We start from the raw sequence: 17,496 nt of genomic DNA on the forward strand, positions 1-17,496 counted from the left end.
CCCATTGCCATTAATTTTTTCGGGTCTCGAAAAAATCTGGCTAGCCAGTTTTTAAAACAAGATCCGCCGCGGGTCAATTCTCTGACAAATTGGCGGCGCGTTGCGAAAACAGCGCCGACAGCGGACTGTCCGGCCGGACCAGTGCGCGCTCGGCCGTCAACGCCCAGGCAAGCGCTGGGTCGCCGGCGCGCAACGCCGCCTCGATCAACGTGAGATCAATCACATCGCGCTGGGCGTGGCTGCCGCCAAAGCGATGGGCAATGGCGCGGATCGGTCGGATCAGGCGCACCGCTTCGCTGTAGTTGCCCTCGCCGAATGCCTTGATGCCTTCCGTCAGTGGCTGGCCGACATCCCGGGTGAAGGCGGCGTTGTCGTCGCTGCCGCGCATCGCCTCGTGCTGGGCTTCGAGCAAGATCTTGACCGGCGCTTCGAGACCGGCGCCGACGAATGCCATCATCGCATGCGCATCGTTGAAGGCGTAATTGCCGGCTCCAGCCTTCGGCGCCCAGTTGGCAGCGAGCGCTGCCCAGCGGTCGCCGACATCGACACCGCCGAGATAAAGCCGCCACAGGATCGCAGAGGCGTCGACCATGATCAGCGCCAGCGTCGAACGCTCGCCATAGATCGGCCCGTCATAGAGCTTGAGCACCTCGTCGGTCTCGCCGAGATCGTAGTGGAACAGCGCCAGATGCCACCAATTATGCACCTGCAGGAAGCTTTCCTTCGTCCACGCCTCGGGGTTGGTGCGCATCCAGGCGATGCCGTCGCGTTGCCGGCTCTGCATCTCCATGACATGGGCGACCGCGTGCTGCGCCCAGCCGTCGCGCGGCTCGATTTCGACCGCCTGCCGGCCAAGCTTTTCAGCCCTGATGTAGTCGCCCATCTCCTCGAGACCGAAGGCCTGCATACCGAGAATGGCGTGATAACCTGGCATGCCGCTCTGCCAGGACGGCAGCGCGCGGCCGATACGGTCGCGCAGCATGCGGGCATTGCCGGTGAAGAAGTCGATCTGGTGGCCGACCTGCAACGCCACCGCGTCGAGCGGGTTGTCGATGGCGATATCTTCGAGCAGGCGCGCGGCGTCATGCCAGCGTCCCCCGGCAAGGTGGCCAAGGGCCGCCACATGCGCCTGTTCGCGCGGCGTCGCGGCAAGCGGCAGTGCCGCAGCATGGCATGCCTGGGCGACCGCCGTTGCCTCGCGTTCGGTGGCGAGGCCGAACAGATACCCCTTGAAGACATGCGCCATGACGAAATCGGGATCCGCCGATATGGCGCGGTCAACGGAGCCGACCGGGTCGCCGACGAAGCATTGCAATTCATGAACGGCCTGGCTGTACGGTGAAAACCCGGCCTCGGTCGCGCCCGAAAACATTAGGCCGAATGGATCTCTTACTGCCATATCGGCCCTGATGCTCCGCAGTTCCTAATTGCCCGAGCGCATCGCCACCGTGGCGATCCCGGCGCCGACCAGCAGCGTGCCGCCGGCGCGGTTGAAGATGCGGATCGCCTTGGGGTTGCGTACGACGTTGCGGGCGCGCGCCGCGATCAGCGCGTAGCCGAAGGCATTGGCGAAGGCGAGCGCCAGGAAGGTCGCTTCGAAGATCAGCATCTGTGTCCAGAAATCGGCTTCCCGATTGAGGAACTGCGGCAGGAAGGCGACGAAGAAGGTGATGCTCTTCGGGTTGAGTGCGGTGACCAGCCAGGCGTGCGCCATCATCTTGGCGGCCGAGACGGCATCTGTGCGTGGTTCGGCTTTGAGCGCGCCGCCGGCGCGAAACAGTTTTACCCCGAGATAGATCAGATAGCAGGCGCCGATCAGCTTCAGAATGGTGAACACGGTCGCCGACGCGGCCAGCAGCGCGCCGATGCCCAGCATCGACAGGGTCATGGCGCTAAAATCGCCCAGCGCCACGCCGACGGCCATCGGCAAGGCGGTGCGCCAGCCCTGGCCCAGCGCATAGGACACGACCAGAAGAATGGTCGGGCCGGGAATGATGAGCAGGACGGTGGAGGCGGCGGCGAAGGCGGCCCAGTTTTCGAACGACATCTTTGTCTCCTTGAGCGCAAAGAAAAGGATAAATCCTCGTGTGCGGAGGAATGTAAAGAGCCCTCTCCCAAAAATGCACGGCGGACCATTTCGCCAGATCGCTGCGGCTATTGGCGGCACAGGCTTAAGACCGGTCGTTGGGCCTTCACCCTTTTTCAACCATGTTTGGCGAAACTGCCTGCTATCCGGCCGGACCGTGTTTCCCGCCGACAGCGTAGGGTTTGGGTGCATGCGTGAGTTGCCGCAGAATGTGACGCCGCCAGCAAATGGCGACGCAAACGAGACCGAACATCTCTATTCCCGCCGCTTCGTCCTGTCAGGGGCCGGCGCCATGACGCTGCTCGGCATGGCCGGCTGCAGCACTTCGACGCTCGAGCTGCCGCAATTCCAGCTGGATGACACGGTCACCGGCTCTGTGCGGCCGATCCGTCCGGCGATCAGCGTCGACAAGAACGTCACCGGCCCCGATGTCATGTACGCTTCGCTCAACGATGGCGGCTTCGAAGTGCCGGCGGTGCCCTATCAGAAGGTCAAGCCGGAGTTCCGCCGCCAGATCGTCGTCAACGAGACCGGCGAGGCGCCCGGCACCATTGTCGTCCATCTGCAGGAGCGAAAGCTCTATCTGGTGCAGGAGGGCGGCGACGCCATCCGCTACGGCGTCGGCATCGGCAAGGACGGCTTCCGCTGGTCCGGCCGCGCCAACATCCAGTACGGCAAGGAATGGCCGACCTGGACGCCGCCGCCGGAGATGATCCAGCGCAAGCCGGAACTGGTGAAATGGCAAAACGGCCAGCCCGGTGGCCTCACCAACCCGCTCGGCGCACGCGCTCTTTACATCTACCAGGACGGCAAGGACACCGGCTACCGCATACACGGTTCGCCGGAATGGGCGAGCATTGGCCAGGCGATGTCGTCGGGCTGCGTGCGCCTGATCAACCAGGATATCATCGACCTCTACAGCCGCGTTTCCAAGAAGAACCCGGTCGTGGTCGTCTGATCCTGTGCGGCGGTTTGGCGCCGCTGGAAACTCCCGTTGCGCGATGCGGCAAGCTAGGCCAAGGTGACTTGAAAACCACAGCGCCGGGAGAGATCGAGCATGGCTGGAACGTTTGTCATCGCACAGGGCGGCGGCCCGACCGCCGTCATCAACCAGACGGTTGTCGGGGCCACGCTGGAAGTCCGCAAGCGCCATCCCGGCGCCAAGGTGCTGGGCTCGCTCCACGGCGTGCGCGGCATTCGTGACGGCAACTATGTCGACCTCTCCGCCATCCCCGAGGACCGGCTGCGGCTGATCGCCGGCACGCCGAGTGCCGCGCTCGGCTCGACGCGCGACAAACCGGATGCCGCCTATTGCGAGGTCATCCTCAAGGGCCTGAAGAAGGCCGGCGCGGACGCCTTCATCTATATCGGCGGCAACGACACGTCGGGCACGCAGCAGATCCTGACCGACGCAGCCGGCGGCAGCATCGCTTTCGTCCATGCGCCAAAAACCATCGACAACGACCTCGAGGAAAACGACCACACGCCGGGCTTCATCTCGGCGGCCGAATTCGTCGCCGGCGCCTTCCTGTCCGTCGATCTCGATTTCCGCGCATTGCCCGGCATCTATGTCGGCATCGTCATGGGCCGGCATGCCGGCTTCCTCACCGCGGCGGCTGCAGCCTGGCAGCTCGATCCCGACAGCGGCCCGCATCTGGTCTACGTGCCGGAACGGCCATTCTCCGCCGCCGGTTTCATCGACGACGTGCGCTCCACGCTCGACCGCCACAAGCGCTGCATCGTCGCCGTCTCCGAAGGTGTCAGCACCGCCGACGGCAAGGCGCTGGTCGAAAGCCTGGTGCCGCCGGACAAGCTCGAGCGCGACGCGCATGGCAACGTCAAACTGTCGGGCAGCGACCTGCCGTCAGCTCTGGAACGTGCGCTCGCCGAAGGCCTGCCGGGCAAGCGCGCCCGCGTCGATGCGCTTGGCTACATGCCGCGCGGCTATGTCGGCGCGATCAGCGCCGTCGACGCGCAGGAGGCTTTCGACGCCGGCGCCTTCGCGGTTGCCGTTGCCAGCGAAGGCGGTGGCTCGGTGGCGCTGCAATATGACGGCACGAAAACCGTGCTGAAGAAGGTGCCCCTGAAGAACGTCGCCGGCAAGACGCGCCATATGCCCGACGATTTCATGAAGCCCGATGTCAACCAGCTTTCGGAAGCGGGTATGGCTTACCTGAAGCGGCTGGTGCCGGAAAAATACAAGGTGGGAAAGCCCTTCGTCTGATGGGCGGCCGTTTTGGGGGCGTCCGTTTTGGTGGCGAGCGCGTTGTCGGCTACTGGTTCGGCAAGACGATCATCGACGACCGCACGACGATGCTGACCGAGCCGTTCGTGCATGATTTCGTGCGCGCCAACATCTGGCATTTCAGCGGACGCGACGCCGACCTGCTGGTCGACACCGGCATGGGCATCTGCCCGCTGGCGCCTGAGATCGACACGCCCGAGGGCAAGCCGCTCATAGTCGTCGCCACCCACATCCATCTCGACCATGTCGGCTCGCTGCACGAGTTTCCGCTGCGCGCCGGGCCGCGGCACAGTGCCGAGCATTTCGAGACCATGAACGATCAGGTGACCTACGCCTACATGTTCAACAATCTCGACGGCGCCGTTTCGAAATTGCCGGCGCCGGGCTGGACGGCGGCCGACTACAAGATCCCGCCGGCGCCGCTGACGCGCACGCTGGACGAGGGCGACATCGTCGACCTCGGCGACCGGCAGTTCCGCGTCCTGCATCTGCCCGGACATTCGCCGGATTCGATCGCTTTGTTCGACGAGGCAGACGGCCTGTTCTTTGCCGGCGACGCCATCTACGATTCCACGCTGATCGACGACCTGCCGGATTCCTCCCGGCCTGATTATCGCCGTACCATGCAGCGGCTCCTTGACCTGCCTGTTCGCCTCGGCCATGGCGGCCATGGGCCGAGCTTCGACGGCAACCGGATGCGCGAGATCGCCACAGCCTATCTCAGGCGCACCGGAGGCCTCTGACGACATTGTGATTGGAACCAGCGTGGCGCCGTGGTCGAGCGCGTCAATCCGGACAAGGCAGCTGCCAATGCCGGCCTGCAGCCGGGCGACGTCATCGTCGCCGTCGACCGGTCGCCCGTGCGGGATGCGCGGCAAGCCAACCAGGCGATCGCCGAGGCCGGCAGATCGGGCGGGAAGTCGGTGCTGCTTTTGGTCGACCGGGGCGACTCGCAAATCTTCGTCGCCGTACCCTTCGCCGCCGGTTGAGACATGATGCGGCGGGCTCGCTGAACGATCGGCAGGGCTGCCGCACGGCCCCGCCAAAATTCCTGTTGCCCGCCGCGACATCTTCGAGAACATTACGGCAGGCCGGCAATGGCCTGCTAAAAACGGACAGTCAAATGGTCACTCGCGGTTTTTCCTCCGGTCGAAAGCCTCCGACGGAGACCCATGCGCGCATTCCGCCCGGTCAGTATCTCGAACAGGGCTTTCCGGTGCTGTCGGCGGGGCCGACGCCGCGCGTGCGCACCGAGGACTGGTCGTTCACGCTCAAGCACGGGCCACGCCCGATCAAGAAGTGGAACTGGGCCGAGTTCAACGCGCTGCCCTTGACCAAGATGACGCGCGACATCCATTGCGTTACCGCCTGGACCAAGTTCGATACCGCCTGGCAAGGCGTGCTGGTCGACGACATCCTTGCCGATGCCGGTATCGAAGCGCCGACCGGCTTCCTGCTGGCGCATGGCTATGACGGCTACACCACCAACGTGCCGGCCAAGGATCTCACCGCGGGGAAGGCGATGGTGGCGCTCCTTTATGAAGGCAAGCCGATCACTGCCGACCATGGCGGCCCGGCGCGGCTCCTGGTGCCGCATCTCTATTTCTGGAAATCGGCCAAATGGCTGAACGGGCTGCAGTTCACCGAGCGCGACGAGCCGGGCTTCTGGGAATTGCGCGGCTATCACATCTATGGCGACCCGTGGCGCGAGCAGCGCTATAGGGGCGATCCATGAGCGAAGCGCCGCAATCTCCCTGGCAGACGGCGAAAATCACCCGGATCGACAAGCGGACGCCACGCGTCACCAGTTTCTTCTTCGCGCTGTCACGGCCATTCGCCTATCGAGCCGGACAGCATGTCGATGTCAGGCTGACTGCGCCTGACGGCTACCAAGCGCGCCGCTCCTATTCCATCGCCTCGGCGCCGGAGAGCGGCGCCACGATCGAGCTGGCGATCGAGAAGCTCGACGACGGTGAAGTCTCGCCCTTCTTCCACGACATCGCCGCGGTCGGTGACGAGATCGAACTGCGCGGGCCGCTCGGCGGCCATTTCGTCTGGTCCGATGGGGATGGCGGGCCGCTGCTTCTGGTCGGCGGCGGCTCCGGCGTCGTGCCGCTGATGGCGATGGTGCGTCACCGGACCTTGCGCAAATCGGCGGTGCCGGTGGCGCTGATGTTTTCGGTGCGGGTCTGGGACGAGGTGATCTTCCGCGACGAGCTGATCGGTCTCGGTGACCGCCGCGACGGGTTCGAGCTGGTGCTTACGCTGACGCGCGAGGCGGCACGGCGCCCGTCCGACTATTCGAGGCGCATCGACACGGCAATGGTCATGCAGGCGCTCACGCGGCTGCCGCGGCCGCCGGCGCTCGCCTTCGTCTGCGGGTCGAACACCTTCGTCTCGGCGGCTGCCCGGGCGCTGGTCGACGCCGGCATACCAGCGGAAATCATCCGCACCGAGCGCTATGGCGTCTGAGAGGGCCACAGTGGTTCACCGTTTCATGGAGACAGCGAACCGCTCTCAGGCGGGTGAAAACCTTGCCGACAGCAATTGGAACGGCAGCGCGCCATAGGCGGCGACTTCGGCCTCATTGTCCCAGTTGCGGAACTGGCGCGATGGCCGTGCCTCGATCACCAGAGGCCGGCCGGTGTCGTCCACCGTTACCTTGCCGCGAAAGCGCAGCACACGTCCGCCGCCGGCGCGGCTGATCACCATGGAACGCAAGCGGGCGACATGGCCGCCGCCGGCATTGATTTCCATCTCGATGCGGCGCCGGATTGGTGGAACGACGATCCTGACGGTGACGTCCAGCACCATCGCTCCAGTCCTGTCCGGACGCGGCAGGGTCTGGGAAAGTGCAAACGGCGCCGACGTCGCTCTTGCCTTGCGCAATGTCGGCCTGCCGCGCCAGACGGCGGGCGTCGGCTGCTGCAGGCGGCCCTTTTTGCGTTTGAGGCGCAACTGCTTGGCAAAGCCGCGCGACAGCCAAACGAGGCCGCCGAAATCGGTGCGCGGCTTTGCCTGCAGCACCGAGGACCAGCGCGACAGGCCGGCGCGGTCGGCCAACTCAATCGTCTTTGCAAGTTCGGCCTCCGGCACCGCAATGCCGATCTCCAGGCAGAGATAGGAGAGCGCCACTGCCGCGGCGACGGCGAGGCCCCGCTTGGCGATGATGTCGGCGAACACGCCCCAGTCGACTGCGCCACTCTCGATGGCGACCGCACAGTCGACCAGCCAGTCGCTGTGGGTGTGGGCATCGAGGCCGCCATGTGCGATGGCAAGCGCCATGCGGTCGGCCGGAGAGGGCACAAGCACGCGGACGCCATTGAAGTCGGCTGACAGCGCCCGCTGCCAGATCGCCAGATCATCTTCCGCGCTTTGCTGCGACCCGTCATAAGCGAGCTGGTGCAGGTCGATGTCGCCGAAACTGCCCTTGAAGAAATTCATCGAACGCAAGGACGCCAGCCTGGTGCGCAGATATTGCGGACTGACGCCGGTGGCGATCTGCCAGTCGCGTTCGCTAAGCACATCGAAGGCGGCAATCATGTCCTGCGGGCGCACCAGTATGTCGATGTCGTGCGCCACCCGGCCGCGCTGCGCCGACGCGTTGACGGCGATGCGGCTGGCGCCTTTGATTAGCATCACCGCGCAGCCGGCGTCGATCATGGCCTGTAGGGCCGGCTCGGCCTCGCGCGCAGCCAGCCGCGATTTGGTCCACAGCATCTTTTGCAGGCCGACGAGACGTGGATAGGCCGGATGCCCAGCGAGCTTGCGGCCGAACCTGTCGGAGATCGCGGCCAGCAGCCGATGCTCTCGGAAGGCAACATGGTCGATATCGTTCTCGTCGAGCCAGCGCGCCGCGTAACGCCCTGCCGCTTCTTCATCGGGCAGCAATGCGGCCTTCAGCAGCTGGTCGAGTCCGCCAGTTGGCCATGACCAACCATAGTCCGGAAACCGACGGCCGATACGGCGCATGGCATTGGCCATCAGTCGGCGCTCGCCTTTTTCGCTGCTCGCCTTTGCATGGCCAGCCTTACGACTTCGACATAACCGCGGTCGCGCACGGGGTCGCGTCCATAGGACATGCTGTCGGGCCGGATGCGGCGCAAGGTCAGGACATCGTCGAGCATGGCAAGCGCAAAGCCCGCCTCGCGGGCACGGGCGATCCAGTCGACCATGTCGCCGCGACCGCCTTGCGGGTCGATGATCGGACCGACGGCCTCGGCTACCTCCCGGCGGATCATCATCGTCGTGCGCGACCAGCCCGCCACCGCCACGTCCTGTTGCACATCGGGCTTGTCATCGCGAAACGTCCGCCAGTGGGCAAAGACTCCTGCCGTCGCGGGAAACCGCTCGAAATGCTCCAGCTGCCTTTCGATCTTGGTCGGCAGCCACAGATCGTCCGCATCGAGCGTGGCGACGAAGGGCGTCGCCAGCGCGGCGATGCCCCTGGTGGTGGCGCTGCCTGGTCCGGCATTGTCCTGGCGCAACACCTGCACCGGCATGCCCAGCGCATTGACCACCGCGACCGTATCGTCGGTCGAGCCGTCATCGACGACGATTATGGCGTCGGGCTGGACCGTCTGGGCCGCGACCGATCGCAGCGTCTCGGCGATGGTGGCGGTCGCGTTGAAGGCCGGAATGACGACGCCGTAGCTGGCCATCACAGGAAACGCCAATTCGCAAGTTCCTTGAAATCGAAGATGCCGTCGACAGGGTGCAAGGAGCGGTCGGCCTCGCGCCGTTTCATCGACTTGTAGACGGCGCGCATGAATTCGCGAAAAGGAACATCGGCCTGCCTGGTCATGTTGCCGGGATGGCGCCGGTAATAGAGCGCAACAGTGTCGGGCATCGTGAATTTCGGCCCGCTTTCGAAAGTGCGCAGCAGATAGTCGGTGTCCTCGGCCTGGTGGAAATCCTCGTCGAAGCTGCCGATGCGTTCGACCAACCGCCGGACGAAGATAGCGGGCGACAGGTGAATGCCGCGAACCGTCACCGAGTGGCTGTCGGCTGTCGGCTCCAGCGTATCGTCATCTATGTCGTCGACCAGCGTCATGCGCGAATAGGTGAGCTCGAGGGTGGGGTCTGCGTCGAAACAGGCCAGATCCGCCTTGAAGCGGCCCGGCGGGGAAATGTCGTCGGAATCGAGAAACGATACCAGCCCGGTCTGCGGCAGCAATTGCCGCAAGCCCGCGTTGCGTGCCCGCGTCACCCCGGCATTCTGCTGCTGGAAAAGGCGAATGCACGGCGCCTCCGCGATCAGCGAGCGCACGACCGCCACCGAACTGTCGGTCGAACCGTCATCGATAACGATGATGTCGAGATCGGCGGCATCGCGCTGCCTCAGCAGCGAGCGCAGCGCCGAGCCGACATGGCGTTCGCGGTTGTAGACCGGCATGATCACGCTCAGCTTCACGCACGCATTCCAGGCTGTGATCTGTTCATTCTTTCACCACTCTGCCGGGCGCTTGATCTCGAAAAGCCCCTCGACCGGGCGCCGCGACGGATCGGCCTTGCGCCGCCGCAAGGATTTCTGAATTACACGTAGATATTCGCGCACCGCCACATCCCTTTGCTTGGTCAAATTGCCGGGGTGGCGCCGGTAGTATACCGCGACGGTGTCGGGAAAAATGTGCTTCGGGCTGGTTTCGAAAATGCGCAGCAGATAGTCGGCGTCTTCGCCCTGCCGGAACTCCTCGTCGAAAGCACCGGTACGGTCGATGAGTGCCCTGGGGAATATCCCGGCGCTAAGGCTGACGCCGCGCACGGTGGGACCTGCGCCGCCCGGTGCCGGCTGAAGGGCTTCGTCGTCCATGAGATCGACGCGCGTCATCAGCGAGTAGGTCAGCTCGAGCGCAGGGTCGGTCGCGAACAGGGGTAGGTCAGCCTTGAATCGTCCAGCCGGCGAGACGTCGTCCGAATCCAGGAACGACACCAGTTCGGTTTGCGGCAGCAACTGCTTCAGCCCTGTGTTGCGCGCGTTGGCCACGCCCTGGTTGGCCTGCTGGAACAGGCGGATGCACGACGCTTCCCGCATGATGGCGCGGACGGCTTCAACGGAGCTGTCCGTCGAGCCGTCGTCGACAACGATGATATCGAGATCGGCATCGTCGCGTTGCCTGAGCAGGGACCGCAACGTCGAAACGACATAGATCTCCCGATTGTAGACCGGCACGATGACGCTCAACTTCATGCAGCGCCCCGAAGGACGAAATCCGCAATCGTGCCGGCGATCTCGCGCGGCTCGGTCCCCAGCAACAGCCGGTAGCATGGCAGATCGCGGGTAAGCTCGCTGAAAAAGCGAAAGCCCGCTTCCCGCTCGCCCGGCATCTGCACGATTCCTGACGGCGCCAAGGCGATCATGGCATCCTTGCGCGATATGGGCATGACCGAGCTTCTCGCACCTCCCCTGATATGGGGCACTATCAAAGCAATAATGTCCAGACTTGCAGGAGCTGGTCGAGGCGCGATCTCGTCGATGTGAAAGGCATGCTTACCTTGCCAGTTCAGCGGTTGGTACGACTTTAGCCGCTCCTCCAGCTTCAGCCGCCTGAAGCCCTCCGGATCCTGCTTGAGCGTGGCAAACAGCGGATAGGCCGTCACCCCCTCGGTCCGGTCGATCAGCACATAGTCGTCGCCGACGCTATCGAGCCCATTGAGCAGACCGGCGACGACCGTTCCCGATTTTCCGGCTCCCCCGGAGCCCGCCAGCAGCACGCCCTTGCCATCGATGCCCAGCGTGCCGGCATGGGTGAGCCGCATGCCGCGCGCCGCATATTCCCAATGCAGGAAGGCGCGCAGCGGCGCCCCTTGTTCCCATGGCGGAAAGGCGTCGGCCGACATCATCAGCTGCGCCCCGACATGGCGTTGCGGATCATGGAACTGCCAGAAGTCGAGGTCATGATAGTAGCTGCCGCGCAATCCGGCCTCTTCCAGCCGGTTGGCAAAGGCATGATGGTTGTAATCGCCTCGGCCCCAGGTGGCCGGGGCGGGGACGCCATCGATGGCCGGGTGGGCGACGAAAATGCGGCAGCCGTCAGATGCAGACGGATTTTCCGGGGCCGGTATGAAGGCATGGCTCATGGCTTCCGCCAGCGTGCCATGGTCGAGGTGGACACTCAGGTCCAGTCCCGGCAACCGCACGCTGGCGGCAACGGGATAGAAGGCGGCGGCGCTTTCCGCGGCCGCCAGCACATGGCGGGCATAATCCGGCAGGGTTTGCAGCGTGATCAAAGGCATGTGTTGGTTGTTCAGCGTCCAGAATTGCGCCGGGTCGCCTGATGCATGTCGCTCGGGGTGGCCCCGGTTTTGAGACGACGACATGCATAAAATCAAAGATCTAAACCGCGTCGCCTGAGTCCGTTCAAACGCGACGCGCTTTAGGGAAACGATTATGCCTGTTTCACCGCCGGCCAGCCGAGAGGTTCCTCGACCTCATGGATCGGGTCGACAATGATGAGATCGGCAAGGTCGTCATGGACATCGACCTTGAGCGGCTCATTGCTGGCAGCAAGCGCAGACGACAGCTCGCCCGAAAGCGGTTGTGCCGGTGTTTCGGCTGGCGCAAGCAACCCGAAATCGAGCAGTCGGGCAACGAAGCTTTCGAGGTCGGCCAGGCTTATTTTTGCGGCGCCCGCGGCAGCTCCGACCAGCGCTTCAGTGGCGACGCCGGACGACAAAGCCTGCCAGACCCGGCTGCCGGAATCGGAAAAGCCGAAATACTTACCGTTCGAAAGATCGAGAACGACGGCTTCGCCATCGAATGATTCGAAAACGATGTCCTTGCTTGCGACCGCGTAGACCCGCTGTTGCATCGCTGTGTCCCCCGTCCCATGCGCCCTGAAGGGATGCGCCGGCTTCACGGTCTGCCCAGCCCTTCCTAAGTGCGTCTAAATCACTCGGCCTATGCTTGGCAAGACAAAGACCCGCGAACACAACGCCTGCGTCGGCGACCGTTGCGGCGAAGTCGACCGGCTCAAGCCTCGATTTCGAGCGCCGACAACGGTTTCGAGCAGCAGGCAAGGATGAAACCGTCATCGATCTCGTGGTCGAGGATGCCGCCATTGTGGCTCATCTCGACTTCGCCGGAGACCTTCTTCACCTTGCAGGTGCCGCACAGGCCGAACTCGCAGGCGGCGGGAATCCGCACGCCCGAGCTGCGCGCGGTCTGCAGCACGGTCTGGCCGGCGACGCAGCCGGCATCAACCTCCGAAAGCGAGAAGCGGATCGGCGTCACGGCTTCGACAGGTGCAGCGATGCCGTCCTCGACCGGGGAGGCAAACGGCGCCGGAATTTCCTCCATCACAGGCGCGGCAAAGCTCTCCTGATGGTATTTCGTCATGTCGAAGCCGGCGGCATCCAGCATGCCGCGCACGGCGCGCATGAACGGATCGGGGCCGCAGCAGAAGATTTCGCGCTCGCGGAAATCCGGAGCCAGCAAGGGCAGCCGGATCGCGTCGATGCGCCCCATATGACCGTACCAGCCCTCGCGGCTGGAACGTTCCTCGATCATGAAGCCGAGCGACAGGCCGGGCATATGGCCGCCGAGCAGTTCGAGTTCCTTGCGGAAGATGATCTCTTCGGCACGCCGCGCGCAGTTGACGAAACCGACATCGGTCCATGGCGCGCAGTCGTTCAGCCAGCGCAGCATCGACATCATCGGCGTCACGCCGGAGCCGGCGGAAATGAACAGGTATTTGGCCGCCGGGTGGCTGTGCAACGAGAAGTCGCCGGCCGGTCCATAGGCCTTGACATGCGAACCAGGCACCAGATGGTCGAACATCCAGCGCGTGCCGATGCTGCCGGCCTGCGCCTTGACCGTCACCGCGATCGAAAACGGCCGCGATGGTGACGACGACAGCGTATAGGTGCGCATCAGCGGCCCGTCCGGTGTCGGCAGTTCCAGCGTCAGGAACTGGCCCGGCTTGTAGCGGAACCAGGTCTGGTTGTCGGAGCGGAAGGTGAAGGTCTTGACGTCAGGCGCCTCGTCGCTGACGCCGATCACTTCCAGCACCTGCAGCCTATCGTTCCACGGCGCCATCTGGTCAAGATGGCGATAGAGCCCAAGATCCGTCATCGCATTCATCCTCCGGTCCTTCCTCGCCTGCTCCAGCTCACGCGACGTTGCGCAGCGCCGGCCGGCCGCCTTCGGCAAGGCGCGGGCCGATGAAGGCCGCGTACCATTCGACGAACTGGATCACGCCGCCCTCATGCAGCTCCGAATAGGGGCCGGGCTCATAGGCCGGCGACAGGATGCCGAAGGCGTTTTCCTCGACGATGCGGCGGTCCTGGTCGTTGGTCTCGGTCCAGACGTGGGTGAGCTCTTCAAGGTTGTAGTCGACGCCCTCGACCGCATCCTTGTGCACCAGCCACTTGGTCGTCACCGCGGTTTGCGTGGCGCTGATCGGCAGCACCCGGAAGGTGACCGCATGGTCGATCAGGATGTGGTTCCAGGTCGTCGGATAGTGGTAGTGCATCAAGGTGCCGATGCGGTCGGCGGCAACAGTGTCGGACAGGTTCTTCGTCACCGCGCGCTTTCCCGACATCGTGTAGCTGACGGCATCGCGCAGCAGCGGCGCGCGGGTGGCGCGGTATTGCCCGGCCGGATCGATGCGGAACTTGCTCGGCAGGCCCGCCGCCTCGCATTTCGCCCAGTGCGCCAGCATCTCCGGATCGCTGTCGGCGCCCTGCACGCCGGTCACCGTCGGCGCTTCGGGGAATGTCTTGCACAGCTCCGGATGATTGCCGGCGCAGTGATAGCATTCGCGGTTGTTTTCCCAGACCAGCTTCCAGTTGCCCTTCTCGATGATGGTGCTCTCGAAGGCGACCTTGGCTTCATTCAGCCGGTGCGGCTTGAGGTAGGGCTCCATCATGGCGCGCATCGGCGCAAAGTCGGCAGGTTCTTTTGCCAGGCAGATGAAGATGTAGCCGCCGACGCTCTCGCAGGCGACGGGCTTCAGGCCGAACTGGCTCTTGTCGAAACCGTCGGCCATCTGGCGGGCAAACAGCAGCCGGCCGTCAAGCTCGTAGGTCCACTGGTGATAGGGGCAGACAAGCTTTGCCGCCATGCCCTTCTCAGTGTTGCAGACACGGCTGCCGCGATGGCGGCAGGAATTGTGAAAGGCGTTGATGTTGCCCTTCTGGTCGCGGACCAGCACCACCGGATAATCGCCGATCTGCACGGTGATATAGCTGCCGGGCTTCGGCAGTTCGCAATCATGGCCGATGAACAGCCAGTCGCGATACCAGATGAGCTCCATGTCGAGCTTGAAATAGTCCGGGTCGGTGTAGAAGGGCTGTTCCAGCGAAAAGCCTTGCTTGCGGCCGTTCAGGAGCCTCAGCATGTCGTTGCGCGTATCCATAGTTCTGTCCTCGTGGTTTAAGGACTGAACTTGGTGGTGATGGAGGAAGGATCGGACGCAGGCCGGCGCGGCTCCGGACATGCACTATCCACCTCTTGACCGCCCACCGCGATCAGTCGAGTCTAGGCATCTCGGGCTGGTTTCCGGGCTCTGGAGTTGTCCATGCGGACCATCGCGACACCTTCCCAGGCTCTTGCCCAGTGGTCTCCCGTTGCGACTTGAACTCCACCACCGTTGCGGGGGCAGCGCCGGATTCTGACCGGCTTCCCAATTCTCCGCTGCGTCGTCACGAAGCGGCACCTGAGATGCGATCATCTAATCACGGCAGCGATCGCGACGTCGGCATGAAAGCGACATCGTATCCATGCGGCGCGACACGCGCGGCATACGCCCCCCGCCGCCGGTCAAAGAGCTGAGACGTTTCTTGCGACGCCATCATCGCCGTTCGAATCGCTGCGAATCCAGTTCGATCGGGGGCAAAAAGGGCTCAACGGTATCGAAAAGTTACTATTAGCAATCTCTAATCGAACCGAACGGTTCGTTTCTGTTGACAATGCGTGCAGGACGGTGTGAACGACGGCCCGGAAACCGACACCGGAGCGAACCACTCGGTTCGACATAAGCAACTGAAAACAATGCGGTAAATGACCATAGAGGAACTTCCTGGCACAATTTCAAGGTGCAGGACCGTGGTCCACACGGAACAACTTCGTGATTGGAAACCAGCCTATGGCTTTCCCACATCGGGGCTCTCCGAACGACGCGAATTCCCTCCCAAGACACGCCGCTAGACGGACAGACAAACTGGAGTACTAAAAATGAAAAAGATCATCCTCACTGCCGCAGCCGTTTTGGCGATCACCGGCAGCGCCTTCGCCGGTAGCGACAATTACGGTTCCAATGGTGCGAACCAGCCAGCCGTCTCGGTCGACAGCTCGTATACGGCTTCCATTCAGAAGCCGGCGCACGCTGACAAGCAGCCTGTCGTTCAGGGCGCCGACCGCGACCTCTACGGCAATCGCTGATCCCGACCAAAGAAGGGCGGCTGACCCGTCGCTCTCGGGATCAAAAAAAATTCAGGAGTATTTGAAATGAAAAAGATCATCCTTGCTGCCGCCGCCGTTTTGGCCATCTCCGGCAGCGCTTTCGCCGGCAGCGACAACTACGGTTCGAACGGCGCCAACCAGCCTGCGATTACGTCGACCGATAGTGGCCATACGGCTTCGGTTGAGAAGTCGGCTCCAGCCGAGCAGGCGCCTGCCCACGGTGCCGACCGTAACCTTTTCGGCCGCTAAAAGCCGGTTTCCAGCACGTGGCGGGCTTATCCGCTGCAGCTGGCGGCATCAGAAAAATTCAGGAGACTAAAATGAAGAAGATCGTTCTTGCCACCGCAGCCGTTCTGGCTGTTTCGAGCGCTGCCTTTGCCGGCAGCGACAATTATGGCTCCAATGGCGCCAACCAGCCGGCCGCTGCCGTCGACACCACCCGCACTTCGTCGACCGGCACCAACTCGGCGGTCTACAAGCTGCTGAACTCGTCGAACGACCAACAGAAGTTCGTTCCTCAGAGCAGCGACAGGGATCGGTTCGGCAACAACTAACAGCCGAAGCATAAAAAAAGAGCGGCGGGCCTGGCCCGCCGCTCTTTTTTCATGCCTGTACGACGCAGCTATCTCAAGCCGCCTTCACTTCCACCGGCTTGAGCGAGAAGGAGTGCCCATCGGCGTCGAAGATGTGCAGGTCCCCGGCATCCGCGGTCAGCCGCAGCTTTTCCCCGCGCTTGACCTCGACATTGCCGGGCAGCTTGGTCACCAACGGCAGGTCGGCGCGGCCGATATCGACATAGACAAGCTGCACCTCGCCGAGTTGCTCGACATAGTCCACCACGCCCTCGAAAAGATATTCCGCGCCGGTGGCGGCCAACAGATCCTCCGGCCGCACGCCGAAGCTGACTGCCGCACCCTTGGCTGACGCAGGCGTTGCGATCGGCACCGTTGCCTTGCGGCCGCCGACATGGCTGACGATTGTCGGGTTGCCCGTTCTGTCGATCGTCGCCGGCAGGATGTTCATGGCCGGCGAGCCGATGAACTGGGCAACGAACAGATTGCCGGGCTTCTTGTAGAGATCCATCGGCGTGCCGACCTGCTCGATATGGCCGTCCTTCAGCACCACGATGCGGTCGGCCAGCGTCATCGCTTCGACCTGATCGTGGGTGACGTAGATCATGGTCGTGGCAGGCATCGATTCCTTGAGCTTGGCGATCTCGATGCGGGTGGCGACGCGCAGCGCCGCGTCGAGGTTCGACAGCGGCTCGTCGAACAGGAACACTTTAGGGTTGCGCACGATGGCCCGGCCGATGGCGACGCGCTGGCGCTGGCCGCCCGACATGGCCTTGGGCAGACGGTCGAGATATTTGGTCAGCTGCAGGATCTCCGCTGCCTGCCGCACCCGCTTGTCGATCTCGGCCTTGCTTTCCTTGCCGATCTTCATCGAGAAGGCCATGTTGTCGTAGACGGTCATGTGCGGATAGAGCGCATAGGACTGGAACACCATGGCAATGCCGCGCTTGGAAGGCGGCACGTCGTTCACCACCTCGCCGGCGATCTTCAGCTCGCCGGAGGTGATCTCCTCAAGCCCGGCGATGGACCGCAGCAAGGTCGACTTGCCGCAACCCGACGGGCCGACGAAGACGATGAACTCGCCCGACTTTATGTCGAGGTCGATGCCGTGGAGAATGTGCAGATTGCCGTATGATTTCTTCACCTGTCTCAGCGTGACATCGGCCATAATTTCCTCCCAGTGATTTCC

The 17,496-nt window shown here is 63.5% G+C and carries 19 protein-coding genes, 1 pseudogene and 1 riboswitch; of the genes and pseudogenes, 9 read left to right on the forward strand and 11 right to left on the reverse strand.

Annotated features, from left to right (window positions below; genetic code table 11):
- Positions 1-73 precede the first annotated feature (73 nt).
- Together NKH22_RS05465 and NKH22_RS05470 are read right to left on the reverse strand one after the other, a co-directional pair.
- Positions 74-1,399, reverse strand: a complete 1,326-nt coding sequence (locus NKH22_RS05465) for a tetratricopeptide repeat protein (RefSeq protein ID WP_352909105.1) — start codon at positions 1,397-1,399, stop codon at positions 74-76.
- 24 nt (positions 1,400-1,423) lie between these two features.
- Positions 1,424-2,047 carry a LysE family translocator gene (locus tag NKH22_RS05470; RefSeq protein WP_352909106.1) on the reverse strand — a complete coding sequence of 208 codons (624 nt, stop codon included), beginning with the start codon at positions 2,045-2,047 and terminating at the stop codon, positions 1,424-1,426.
- Positions 2,048-2,276: 229 nt separating this feature from the next.
- On the opposite strand from NKH22_RS05470, the gene NKH22_RS05475 reads away from it, so the two are divergent.
- The 6 genes and pseudogenes from NKH22_RS05475 to NKH22_RS05500 all read left to right on the forward strand — a co-directional run bounded on the left by NKH22_RS05475 (position 2,277) and on the right by NKH22_RS05500 (position 6,803).
- Positions 2,277-3,044 (forward strand): L,D-transpeptidase, encoded by a 768-nt coding sequence (locus tag NKH22_RS05475; RefSeq protein ID WP_023668871.1) that lies wholly within the window; start codon positions 2,277-2,279, stop codon positions 3,042-3,044.
- Between the two features lie 99 nt (positions 3,045-3,143).
- Positions 3,144-4,310, forward strand: coding sequence for a diphosphate--fructose-6-phosphate 1-phosphotransferase (locus NKH22_RS05480; RefSeq protein WP_352909107.1), 1,167 nt, complete (start codon positions 3,144-3,146; stop codon positions 4,308-4,310).
- Positions 4,310-5,074 carry an MBL fold metallo-hydrolase gene (locus tag NKH22_RS05485; RefSeq protein WP_352909108.1) on the forward strand — a complete coding sequence of 255 codons (765 nt, stop codon included), beginning with the start codon at positions 4,310-4,312 and terminating at the stop codon, positions 5,072-5,074. The genes NKH22_RS05480 and NKH22_RS05485 overlap by 1 nt, the downstream gene beginning before the upstream one ends.
- A 21-nt stretch (positions 5,075-5,095) precedes the next feature.
- Positions 5,096-5,320, forward strand: a pseudogene (locus NKH22_RS05490) (PDZ domain-containing protein); the annotation flags it as partial.
- A 134-nt stretch (positions 5,321-5,454) separates the two neighbouring features.
- Positions 5,455-6,066 carry a sulfite oxidase-like oxidoreductase gene (locus NKH22_RS05495; protein ID WP_352909110.1) on the forward strand — a complete coding sequence of 204 codons (612 nt, stop codon included), beginning with the start codon at positions 5,455-5,457 and terminating at the stop codon, positions 6,064-6,066.
- Positions 6,063-6,803 carry an FAD-binding oxidoreductase gene (locus NKH22_RS05500; RefSeq protein ID WP_352909111.1) on the forward strand — a complete coding sequence of 247 codons (741 nt, stop codon included), beginning with the start codon at positions 6,063-6,065 and terminating at the stop codon, positions 6,801-6,803. Before NKH22_RS05495 ends, NKH22_RS05500 begins: the two co-directional genes overlap by 4 nt.
- Positions 6,804-6,848: 45 nt before the next feature.
- Here NKH22_RS05500 and NKH22_RS05505 read toward each other — a convergent pair whose 3' ends face one another.
- The 8 genes from NKH22_RS05505 to NKH22_RS05540 form a co-directional block, all read right to left on the reverse strand.
- Positions 6,849-8,315 (reverse strand): nucleotidyltransferase family protein, encoded by a 1,467-nt coding sequence (locus NKH22_RS05505; protein WP_352909112.1) that lies wholly within the window; start codon positions 8,313-8,315, stop codon positions 6,849-6,851.
- On the reverse strand, positions 8,315-9,007 hold the full coding sequence (locus NKH22_RS05510; RefSeq protein WP_245260725.1) for a glycosyltransferase family 2 protein: 693 nt from the start codon (positions 9,005-9,007) through the stop codon (positions 8,315-8,317). The genes NKH22_RS05505 and NKH22_RS05510 overlap by 1 nt, the downstream gene beginning before the upstream one ends.
- A complete protein-coding gene (locus tag NKH22_RS05515) occupies positions 8,992-9,744 on the reverse strand; it encodes a glycosyltransferase family 2 protein (protein WP_023684291.1) in 753 nt (250 codons plus the stop codon). The genes NKH22_RS05510 and NKH22_RS05515 overlap by 16 nt, the downstream gene beginning before the upstream one ends.
- A gap of 33 nt (positions 9,745-9,777) precedes the next feature.
- The gene (locus NKH22_RS05520) at positions 9,778-10,521 is read right to left on the reverse strand and encodes a glycosyltransferase family 2 protein (protein WP_352909114.1); all 744 of its coding nucleotides are present in this window, start codon (positions 10,519-10,521) and stop codon (positions 9,778-9,780) included.
- On the reverse strand, positions 10,518-11,567 hold the full coding sequence (locus NKH22_RS05525; RefSeq protein WP_352909115.1) for a serine kinase: 1,050 nt from the start codon (positions 11,565-11,567) through the stop codon (positions 10,518-10,520). Before NKH22_RS05525 ends, NKH22_RS05520 begins: the two co-directional genes overlap by 4 nt.
- Before the next feature lie 152 nt (positions 11,568-11,719).
- Positions 11,720-12,142: a PqqD family protein gene (locus tag NKH22_RS05530; protein WP_023696905.1), complete on the reverse strand. Its 423-nt coding sequence runs from the start codon at positions 12,140-12,142 to the stop codon at positions 11,720-11,722.
- 161 nt (positions 12,143-12,303) lie between these two features.
- Positions 12,304-13,404, reverse strand: a complete 1,101-nt coding sequence (locus NKH22_RS05535; RefSeq protein ID WP_023755571.1) for an FAD-binding oxidoreductase — start codon at positions 13,402-13,404, stop codon at positions 12,304-12,306.
- Positions 13,405-13,441: 37 nt separating this feature from the next.
- On the reverse strand, positions 13,442-14,689 hold the full coding sequence (locus tag NKH22_RS05540) for an aromatic ring-hydroxylating oxygenase subunit alpha (protein ID WP_352909116.1): 1,248 nt from the start codon (positions 14,687-14,689) through the stop codon (positions 13,442-13,444).
- A 117-nt stretch (positions 14,690-14,806) separates the two neighbouring features.
- A riboswitch (cobalamin riboswitch) is annotated at positions 14,807-15,008 on the reverse strand.
- Between the two features lie 499 nt (positions 15,009-15,507).
- On the opposite strand from NKH22_RS05540, the gene NKH22_RS05545 reads away from it, so the two are divergent.
- The 3 genes from NKH22_RS05545 to NKH22_RS05555 all read left to right on the forward strand — a co-directional run bounded on the left by NKH22_RS05545 (position 15,508) and on the right by NKH22_RS05555 (position 16,289).
- The gene (locus NKH22_RS05545; protein ID WP_023668885.1) at positions 15,508-15,714 is read left to right on the forward strand and encodes a DUF680 domain-containing protein; all 207 of its coding nucleotides are present in this window, start codon (positions 15,508-15,510) and stop codon (positions 15,712-15,714) included.
- Between the two features lie 66 nt (positions 15,715-15,780).
- Positions 15,781-15,984, forward strand: coding sequence for a DUF680 domain-containing protein (locus NKH22_RS05550; protein WP_023668886.1), 204 nt, complete (start codon positions 15,781-15,783; stop codon positions 15,982-15,984).
- A 71-nt stretch (positions 15,985-16,055) separates the two neighbouring features.
- Positions 16,056-16,289 carry a DUF680 domain-containing protein gene (locus NKH22_RS05555; RefSeq protein ID WP_023715518.1) on the forward strand — a complete coding sequence of 78 codons (234 nt, stop codon included), beginning with the start codon at positions 16,056-16,058 and terminating at the stop codon, positions 16,287-16,289.
- Between the two features lie 73 nt (positions 16,290-16,362).
- On the opposite strand, the gene NKH22_RS05560 is transcribed toward NKH22_RS05555, so the two are convergent.
- Positions 16,363-17,475, reverse strand: coding sequence for an ABC transporter ATP-binding protein (locus tag NKH22_RS05560; protein ID WP_027049229.1), 1,113 nt, complete (start codon positions 17,473-17,475; stop codon positions 16,363-16,365).
- Positions 17,476-17,496 lie beyond the last annotated feature (21 nt).

The organism is Mesorhizobium sp. M1252 (genome assembly GCF_040318265.1).
In the GTDB taxonomy this organism is placed as follows: Bacteria; Pseudomonadota; Alphaproteobacteria; order Rhizobiales; family Rhizobiaceae; genus Mesorhizobium.